Origin of the sequence: Streptomyces sp. JW3 (assembly GCF_052216785.1) — a bacterium.
Classification (GTDB): Bacteria; Actinomycetota; Actinomycetes; order Streptomycetales; family Streptomycetaceae; genus Streptomyces.
In genome coordinates this window covers 1-9,055 of record NZ_JBQOUX010000183.1, presented here as the reverse complement: position 1 = coordinate 9,055, position 9,055 = coordinate 1, and the positions used below count along the sequence as shown (strand labels likewise).

The following is a 9,055-nucleotide window of genomic DNA, read 5'->3' as shown; positions in this document are numbered from 1 at the left end:
GGGGGGCGGGACCGGGCCGACGAGGCGTGCGGATCAGCTCTCCGGGGACTCCGCGGGCTGCGGGGCCGCCGTGGCCTTGCGGGTGCGGCGGACCTTGGGCTTGGCCGCCGCGTCCTCGGCCGTGGTGGTGGCCTTCGCCGCGGTCTTGCGGGTGCGGCGGGGCTTGGTCTCGGCTGCGGCCTCGGGTCCGGCTTCGGGTCCGGCTTCGGTGGAGGTCTGGGCCGGGATGTCGGCGGTGGCTTCGGCGGCCGTCGTCGCCTTGCGGGTGCGACGGGTCTTCGGCTTGGCCTCGGGCTCCGCGTCCTCCGTGCTGGGCGCCGGTACGGTCTTGGCGGCCGCGGTCTTGCGGGTGCGGCGCGGCTTGGTCTCCGTCACCGTCGTGCCCTCGGCGGTGTCGACCGCCGTCTCCGCCGTGGTGGCCTTCGCCGTGGTCTTGCGGGTGCGGCGGGGCCTGGTCTCGGCTGCGGCCTCGGGTCCGGGTTCGGGTTCGGTGGAGGTCTGGGCCGGGATGTCGGCGGTGGGTTCGGTGGCCGTGGCCGGCGCCGGTGCCGTGGTGGCTGCCGTGGTCTTGCGGGTGCGGCGGGCCTTGGGCTTGGTTTCGGTGCCTTCGGCGGTGTCGGTCGCTGTTTCGGCGGCCGTCGCGGCCTTCCGCGTGCGGCGGGTCTTCGGCTTGGCCTCGGGCTCCGCGTCGTCCGTGGTCGGCGCGGGGACGGCCGTGGTGGTGGCCTTCGCCGCGGTCTTGCGGGTGCGGCGCGCCTTCGGCTGGGTCTCGGCCTCGGGCGCCGTGCCTTCGGTCGTGGTGCCTTCGGTCGCCGTGCCTTCGGCGGTGTCGACGGCCGTCTCGGCGGCAGCCGCGGCCTTACGGGTACGGCGGCGCGGCTTGACGGCCGGGGCCTCCTCGGCCGGGGCGGTCGCGGTGACCGGCGCGGTTTCGACGACGGACGCGGTCTCGACGACCGAGGGCGTCTCGGTGATCACCGGAGCCTCGGCGGTCACGGGAGCGGTCTCGGCCGACTTGCGGGTGCGCCGGCGGCGCGGCTTCTCCGGGGCTTCCGGAGCCTCGGTGACCGCCGGTGCCTCGACGACGGCCGGCGTCTCGATGACCGCCGGTGCCTGCACCGCCGTAGCGGCCTCGGAGGCGCTCACCGCCGTGGCCGTGCCCTCCGCGCCGGCGGAGCCGGACGTGGTCGTGGGCTGCGGCTGGCGGGACTGCGCCCCGTTGCGGGTGCGGCGGCGCCGGCGCAGGGTGCGCGGGGCGGTGTCGCCGTCCTCCGGCGCGTCGCCGCCGGGCACGGCCGCGGCCGCCTCGGTCCCTGGGGCCGCCGGGTCCAGCGGCGTACCGCTGCGGGTACGGCGCCGACGGCGCGGCGTACGCGCCGACGAGCTCTCGCGGTCGGCCGCGCGGTCCCGGCCGCCGGACCGGGACTCGTCCCGGCCGCCCCGGCCGCCGCGACCCCGGTCCCGGCCGCCCCGGCCGCCGGGCTCGCCCAGGTCCTCCAGCTCCTCGGCGGCCAGACCGGCGCGGGTACGGGCCGCGCGCGGCAGGACGCCCTTGGTGCCCTCGGGGATGCCGAGGTCGGCGTAGAGGTGCGGGGAGGTGGAGTACGTCTCCGGCGGGTCGTTGAAGCCCAGGTCCAGCGCCTTGTTGATCAGCTGCCAGCGGGGGATGTCGTCCCAGTCGACCAGGGTGATCGCCGTACCCTTGGCGCCCGCGCGGCCGGTGCGGCCGATGCGGTGCAGGTACGTCTTCTCCTCTTCCGGCGACTGGTAGTTGATGACGTGCGTGACGCCCTCGACGTCGATGCCGCGGGCGGCGACGTCGGTGCAGACGAGCACGTCCACCTTGCCGTTGCGGAAGGCGCGCAGCGCCTGCTCGCGGGCGCCCTGGCCCAGGTCGCCGTGGACCGCGCCGGAGGCGAAGCCGCGCTGCTGGAGCTGGTCGGCCAGGTCGGCCGCGGTGCGCTTGGTGCGGCAGAAGACCATGACCAGTCCACGGCCCTCGGCCTGCAGTATGCGCGCGACCATCTCCGGCTTGTCCATGTTGTGCGCGCGGTAGATGAACTGCTTGGTGTTGGCCACCGTCTGGCCCTCGTCGTCCGGCGAGGTGGCGCGGATGTGCGTGGGCTGCGACATGTAGCGGCGGGCCAGTCCGATGACCGCGCCCGGCATGGTGGCCGAGAACAGCATCGTCTGCCGCTTGGCCGGCAGCAGGTTGATGATCTTCTCGACGTCGGGCAGGAAGCCCAGGTCGAGCATCTCGTCGGCCTCGTCCAGGACCAGGCACTTGACGTGCCTCAGGCTCAGCTTCTTCTGGCCCGCGAGGTCGAGGAGGCGGCCCGGGGTGCCGACGATCACGTCGACGCCCTTCTTGAGGGCCTCGACCTGGGGCTCGTAGGCGCGGCCGCCGTAGATCGCGGTGACGCGCACGTTGCGCACCTTGCCGGCGGTCAGGAGGTCGTTGGTGACCTGCTGGCACAGCTCGCGCGTCGGGACGACGACGAGGGCCTGCGGGGTGTCGGTGAGGGCCTCGGGAGCGGCGCGGCCGGCCTCCACGTCGGCCGGGACGGTGACCCGCTCCAGGAGCGGGAGGCCGAAGCCCAGCGTCTTGCCGGTGCCGGTCTTGGCCTGGCCGATGACGTCCGTGCCCGAGAGGGCCACGGGGAGCGTCAGCTCCTGGATGGGGAACGGAGTGATGATGCCGACGGCCTCAAGGGCCTCGGCGGTCTCGGGAAGGATTCCGAGGGAACGAAACGTCGTAGTCAGGGTGCTGCCTCTTCTGTGTGCGCGGTGCGAGGCGAGCGCGGGGGTCGTGTCAGGACCGTGCCGGGGACGTCGGCCGCCGTACGGGCGAGCCGTGACACGGGACCTCTGCCGACGCTCTAGCGCTCGAACCGCTGAGGGTCCCCCTCCGGGCTGCCGTACACATCGGCGTACGGCCGGGAGGGCTGTCGGGCGGAGCCGATCGGGCCACCGACCGGGCATCCTCATGCGTCGGCCCGACGAACACGTCACGTAAGCCGTACGTCGTGTACTCGTACGTCACATACTCGGCAGGCGCATTACCACCATACCCCGGATTCGCGCACATGCGATGGCCGAATTGGTCACGTAGTCGTCGTCACACTGACTGACCAGGCCCTTCCGGTCGTCGACGGGCGGGCTATTGTGCGCTGCATGACGAGCTCTGACACGCCTGGCACCGCCGCCGACACCCCTGTGGACGCCCCCGCCGAACGTATCGCAGTCGCCGCCCGCAACTGGTCGGCGGCCGCCGCGGACCCGCAGTACCGGGCCGCGGTCGTGGACCTGCTCGGCGCGCTCGCGTACGGCGAGCTGGCGGCGTTCGAGCGGCTCGCGGACGACGCCAAGCTGGCGCCGACGCTGTCGGACAAGGCGGAGCTGGCGAAGATGGCCTCGGCGGAGTTCCACCACTTCGAGCGGTTGCGCGGCCGGCTCTCCGAGATCGGCGAGGAGCCGACGGAGGCGATGGCTCCGTTCGTCACCGCCTACGAGAGCTTCCACAAGCAGACCGCCCCCTCCGACTGGCTGGAGGGGCTGGTCAAGGCGTACGTCGGCGACTCGATCGCCAGTGACTTCTACCGGGAGGTCGCGGCCCGCCTCGACACCGACACCCGGGAACTGGTGCTGGCGGTGCTCGATGACACGGGGCACGCCGGTTTCGCCGTGGAGAAGGTGCGTGCGGCGATCGACGCCGACCCGCGGGTGGGCGGCCGACTGGCGCTGTGGGCGCGGCGGCTGATGGGCGAGGCGCTGTCGCAGTCCCAGCGGGTGGTGGCGGACCGGGACGCGCTGTCGACGATGCTGGTGGGCGGGGTCGCGGACGGGTTCGACCTCGCGGAGGTGGGCCGGATGTTCTCCCGGATCACCGAGGCGCACACCAAGCGGATGGCGGCGCTGGGGCTGGCGGCCTGACGCCGGTCACGCCAGTCCCGCCGGTCATCAGTCATGGGTCGGCGCGGGGTGGTCGGCGGCCGGTCAGGCGGTCGCCGATCGGCCGCGCAGTCTTCCCGCCGGGCGCAGCAGGAGCGACAGCGAGGCGGCGGAGACGGCGGCCGAGCCCAGCAGGACGGGGAGCAGACTCGCGGCGCCCACCGCGCTGTGCGTGAGAAACGCGCCGAAAAGGGCGCCCGCGACGCCCGTCGGCACGACGAGGGCGGGGGCCGGCAGACGGTGCGGCAGGCGGCGGGCGGCGGCCCACGCCAGGACCAGCCCGAGGATCGTGGCGCTGAGCGCTTCCAACAGCATGTCGGGTTCCCTCCCACACGGCCGGCCTGCCCGAACGGTCGTAGCCGTCATACCCCTGACCTGCGGAATGCAATCCTCCTCTGTGGGGGAGTTGTGCTCCGTTTGTGGAGGCGGGCGGGGTGCGGGGGTGGTGGTGCGGGTGGCGCTTGCGGTGCGGGATGGGCGGGCCGTAGTGCTCGTGGTGCGGGCGGCAGTGCTCGCGGTGCGGGATGTGCGGAAGGGCCCGGCGGTACGTGACCGCCGGGCCCTTCCGTCTGCCGTTCGGCTACAGCGCGCCGAAGCCCACCTTGCGCGGGGCCGGTTCGCCCAGCTCGACGTAGGCGAGACGGTCGGCCGGGATCAGCACCTTGCGGCCGTGCTCGTCCACGAGGCTGAGCAGCGCCGACTTGCCGGCCAGGGCCTCGGACACCACGCGCTCTACCTCCTCGGCACTCTGACCGCTCTCCAGAACGATCTCGCGGGGCGCGTGCTGCACGCCGATCTTGACCTCCACGGCTTTGTCCCTCCGACGGTCAGTGATGTGCGCGATCTTCCGCGCCGTACCCAGCACACATTAGCCCGGTGAGGGGACGTACACGGTGCGCGCGGCAACGCCACGAGCGAACAGCCGACGGGAACAAACAGCCGCCCGCCGCTCGTCGCTCAGTGCTGCTCGTTGCCGTGCAGCGGGAAGCCGGCGATGCCCCGCCAGGCCAGCGAGGCGAGCAACTGCACCGCCTGGTCGCGCGGCACGCTGCGGTCGCTGTGCAGCCAGGAGCGGGCCACCACCTGGGCGAGCCCGCCCAGACCGGAGGCGAGCAGCATCGACTCCGCGCGGGACAGGCCGGTGTCCTCGGCGATGACGTCGCAGATCGCCTCGGCGCACTCGCCGGTGACCTTGTCCACGCGCTCGCGCACGGCGGGCTCGTTGGTCAGGTCCGACTCGAAGACCAGCCGGAAGGCGCCGCCGTCGTCCTCGACGTACGCGAAATAGGCGTCCATGGTCGCCCGGACCCGCTGCTTGTTGTCGTTCGTGGAGGCGAGCGCGTTGCGGACGGACTGGATCAGGGACTCGCAGTGCTGGTCCAGCAGGGCGAGGTAGAGATCCAGCTTGCCCGGGAAGTGCTGGTAGAGCACCGGCTTGCTGACGCCGGCCCGCTCGGCGATGTCGTCCATCGCGGCCGCGTGGTAGCCCTGCGCCACGAACACTTCCTGAGCGGCGCCCAGCAGCTGGTTCCGTCGGGCGCGACGCGGCAGGCGCGTGCCCCGCGGGCGTGCCGCCTCTGTCTGCTCGATGGCTGTCACGCCGCCTCCCAAAGTCGTCCCTGCGCGGTGTGCGCCGCGCGGCCATCGTACTTTTCGGTAACCGTGGTGTGCGCGGTGCGAGCCGAGAATTTCACGGACCGGACGCGGACGAAAAGAACGCATAAGGCGGTCAACGGGTTCAGGTCGGGCACGTCTCGGCCTCTTCCCTGCTCGATGTTGCCTGGGTGCCCGGATGCCTGGGTGCCTGGGTGCCTCGGTGTCTGGCTGCTGCCTGGGCTGCGGGGTCCTGGCGGGTGCGCGTCAGCGGTAGTCGTCCTCGTCGAGGGAGACCACGCGGGCCTGCTCGGCGAGATCGGCCTCGTTGCCGCGGTCGGGGTCCACGTCGGTCAGCGGGTCGTCCCGGTCCGGGGTGATGTCCGTCCGCTGCTCGGCCGCGTCGGCGTCCGGTGCCTCGACGCCGGCGTCCTGCGCCGCCTGCGCCTCGTCGTGCTCGAACGTCTCGGGGTCGCTGGGGTCGATGGCCATGCCGGCTCCCTTTCGGTGAACGTCCCCGCCGGGCGGGCGGGGGGTCAGGTGCGGGTGCCCTCTGTACGAGCCTAGGAGACACCCGATTCGGATGCTGGGCGATGTGCTGCCGTATGTGCGGTACATGAGGTGCTGCGAGGATTCGTGCGCCCATGCCGAACAGATGCGCCCCTCCAGTGATGCCGAACACATGAACCCTTGTGTGATCGTCTCGTAATATTGCCGCATGTCTTCGACCGAGCTGCCGTCCGTGCCGCCCGCCAACGTGCTGCCGAAGGCAGTGGCCGTCAGGGTCGCGGAAGGCGAGCGGCTGAGGTCGGTGCGGCTGCCCGGCAGCACCGTGACGGTGCGGTCGCGGCGCCCGGCCCGCGCGGGGCTGCCGCCCGCCCTGTACGTGCACGGTCTCAGCGGCTCGTCGCAGAACTGGTCGGCGCTGATGCCGCTGCTGGACGACGTGGTCGACAACGAGGCGGTCGACCTGCCGGGCTTCGGCGACTCCCCGCCACCGGACGACGGCAACTACTCGATCACCGGGCACGCGCGCGCGGTGATCCGCCTCCTCGACGCGGAGCGCCGCGGTCCGGTGCACCTGGTGGGCAACTCGCTCGGCGGTGCCGTCGTCACCCGCGTCGCCGCCGTCCGCCCCGACCTGGTGCGCACGCTCACCCTCGTCTCGCCGGCCCTCCCGGAGATCCGCGTCCAGCGCAGCGCCGTGCCGACCGGGCTGCTGGCGGTGCCCGGGGTCGCCGCCCTGTTCACCCGCGTGAGCCGGGACTGGACGGCCGAACAGCGGGTCCGCGGCGTCATGGCCCTGTGCTACGGCGATCCCGCGCGGGTGTCCGAAGAAGGGCTGCGGCACGCGGTGGAGGAGATGGAACGGCGGCAGCGGCTGCCGTACTTCTGGGACGCGATGACGCGCTCCGCGCGGGGCATCGTCAGCGCCTACACGGTGGGCGGCCAGCACGGACTGTGGCGCCAGGCCGAGCGCGTCCTCGCCCCGACCCTGCTCATCTACGGCGGCCGGGACAGACTCGTCGGCTACCGCATGGCCCAGCGGGCGGCCCGTGCCTTCCGCGACTCGCGGCTGCTCACCCTTCCGGACGCGGGGCACGTCGCCATGATGGAGTATCCGCAGACGGTCGCCACCGCCTTCCGCGAACTCCTCGCGGACACGGCCGGGTCGGCGCCCGCCGGCGGCGCCCGCCGCGCCGCCGCTGACCTGCACACCGACGAGAACACAGGAGGCTGAGGCGCGAGTGGGACGCCACAGCCGCCGCGGACCGGCCCCCAAGGGCGACACCGCGGACGCCACCGCAGCACGGGAAGGCCGCAGCGGCCGGCCACAGGAAAGCGGCGGCCGGCCGCAGGAGCGGGGCGGACGGTCCCCGGAGCGGAGTGGCCGGCCCCAGGAGCGGAGTGGCCGGCCCCAGGAACGGAGTGCCCCGGCCGTACCGCCGGGGCAGGGGCGCGGACCGGCGCCCGAAGCCGCGCCCGGAGGCGGGACGCCGGCCTACGGCACGCCGGCGTACGGAGCGCCGTCGTACGGCGCGCCGCGTACTGCCGACGGGACACCCGCCAGAGGCGTACCGAGGCTTCCGGACGGCACCCCGGCCCACGGGGTACGGCAGGTGCGGGGCGGACATCCCGAGCAGCGGGAAGCCGGGGGCGGGTGGGGCGCGCTCGGGGGGCGCGGTGGTGCGCCCGGCGTGCCTCCTGTTTCTGGTCCGGGACCAGGCCCGGGTCCGGGTTCCGGCCCGGGTTCCGGTCCGGGCGGTGTGCCCCTTCCGCGGCAGCGGCAGGGGCCGTCCGTGCCGCAGGCGGCACGGACACCGGCAGGCGGGCCTCGGCAGGATTACCTCGACGCCTTCGAGAGGGGTGGCGACGGAGGCGCGGGCGAGGACGTCTTCGCGGCCCGCACGCCCGCGCACAGCCGTGCCGACGCGCCCGCCCCCGACCCGTACACCGCCGCCACCGACTGGAACGCCGACGCCGTTCGTACCGCGGACGGTCCTGGCGAAGAAGCGCACCCGGGCCGCGCCGACGAACTGGGTGGGCGCGACCGTCCCGAGGCGGCCAAGGGCGCCAAGGGACGGACCTTCACCGGCATCGCCGCCGCGGCGGTCACCACCGTGCTGGCGATCGTCGTGGCCGGGCAGGTCACCGGCGGGGGCGGTGGCGAGGACGTGGGGTCCGGGCCCGCCACCACGCAGGCGCGCGACACCAGCGAGCCCGCCGGGGGCGCGGACGCGGGCGCGAACGAACAGAAGGCCCAGTCCGGGTCGGACGCCTCGGCGCCGCTGACGTACGCGCAGAAGATGGGCAAGATCTACCCGCTCGCCGCCACTCTCAAGGGTTCCGGGAAGTTCGACGCGGTCGAGGGCGTCGCCAAGGCGCCGGGGAAGGGGCAGAAGTACACCTACCGCGTGGATGTCGAACAAGGGCTCGGCCTCGACGCCGAACTCTTCGCGGAGGCCGTGCAGGAGACACTCAACGACGATCGGAGCTGGGCCCACAACAACGCCCGCACGTTCGAGCGCCGGCACTCCGGCAAGGTCGACTTCGTGATCACCCTGGCCAGCCCCGGCACCACCGCCGACTGGTGCGCCAAGTCGGGCCTGGACACCACGGTCGACAACGTTTCCTGCGACTCCGCCGCCACCGAGCGCGTGATGATCAACGCCTACCGGTGGGCGCGGGGCGCGAAGACCTACGGCGACGACAAGATCTATCCGTACCGGCAGATGCTGATCAACCACGAGGTCGGCCACCGGCTCGGCTACAACCACGTGACCTGCGACAAGAACGGCGACCTCGCTCCCGTCATGCAGCAGCAGACCAAGTTCCTCGAGTACAACGGCATCCGGTGCCGCCCCAACGCCTGGGCGTACCCGTCAGGCTGATCCGCCGCATGATGTTCGGTAACTGTTCGAACCCTTGGCGAGGCTGAACGCTTCCCGCGCGGGAAAGTTACGCCCGTTCACCCCTTTTGGTGGCGCGATGGACAACCGTCCATCGCGCC

General features: G+C 73.2%; 8 protein-coding genes. 3 read left to right on the top strand and 5 right to left on the bottom strand.

The genetic code is table 11. The features are described 5' to 3' along the window. Positions 1-33 precede the first annotated feature (33 nt). Positions 34-2,658, bottom strand: coding sequence for a DEAD/DEAH box helicase (locus ACTT8P_RS37265; protein WP_442836229.1), 2,625 nt, complete (start codon positions 2,656-2,658; stop codon positions 34-36). A gap of 516 nt (positions 2,659-3,174) precedes the next feature. On the opposite strand from ACTT8P_RS37265, the gene ACTT8P_RS37260 reads away from it, so the two are divergent. Beyond that, complete coding sequence (locus tag ACTT8P_RS37260; RefSeq protein WP_442836228.1) at positions 3,175-3,933, top strand: ferritin-like fold-containing protein; 759 nt, start codon at positions 3,175-3,177, stop codon at positions 3,931-3,933. Between the two features lie 63 nt (positions 3,934-3,996). On the opposite strand, the gene ACTT8P_RS37255 is transcribed toward ACTT8P_RS37260, so the two are convergent. The 4 genes from ACTT8P_RS37255 to ACTT8P_RS37240 form a co-directional block, all read right to left on the bottom strand. Next, on the bottom strand, positions 3,997-4,266 hold the full coding sequence (locus ACTT8P_RS37255) for a hypothetical protein (RefSeq protein ID WP_361161245.1): 270 nt from the start codon (positions 4,264-4,266) through the stop codon (positions 3,997-3,999). 265 nt (positions 4,267-4,531) lie between these two features. Then, on the bottom strand, positions 4,532-4,759 hold the full coding sequence (locus ACTT8P_RS37250; RefSeq protein ID WP_215172720.1) for a DUF3107 domain-containing protein: 228 nt from the start codon (positions 4,757-4,759) through the stop codon (positions 4,532-4,534). 149 nt (positions 4,760-4,908) lie between these two features. Further along, positions 4,909-5,550, bottom strand: coding sequence for a TetR/AcrR family transcriptional regulator (locus tag ACTT8P_RS37245; protein ID WP_442836227.1), 642 nt, complete (start codon positions 5,548-5,550; stop codon positions 4,909-4,911). A gap of 261 nt (positions 5,551-5,811) precedes the next feature. Then, positions 5,812-6,036 carry a hypothetical protein gene (locus ACTT8P_RS37240; RefSeq protein ID WP_442836226.1) on the bottom strand — a complete coding sequence of 75 codons (225 nt, stop codon included), beginning with the start codon at positions 6,034-6,036 and terminating at the stop codon, positions 5,812-5,814. Between the two features lie 226 nt (positions 6,037-6,262). On the opposite strand from ACTT8P_RS37240, the gene ACTT8P_RS37235 reads away from it, so the two are divergent. Together ACTT8P_RS37235 and ACTT8P_RS37230 are read left to right on the top strand one after the other, a co-directional pair. Further along, complete coding sequence (locus ACTT8P_RS37235; protein ID WP_442836225.1) at positions 6,263-7,285, top strand: alpha/beta fold hydrolase; 1,023 nt, start codon at positions 6,263-6,265, stop codon at positions 7,283-7,285. Positions 7,286-7,292: 7 nt separating this feature from the next. Beyond that, positions 7,293-8,936: a DUF3152 domain-containing protein gene (locus ACTT8P_RS37230; protein WP_442836224.1), complete on the top strand. Its 1,644-nt coding sequence runs from the start codon at positions 7,293-7,295 to the stop codon at positions 8,934-8,936. Positions 8,937-9,055: the final 119 nt, after the last annotated feature.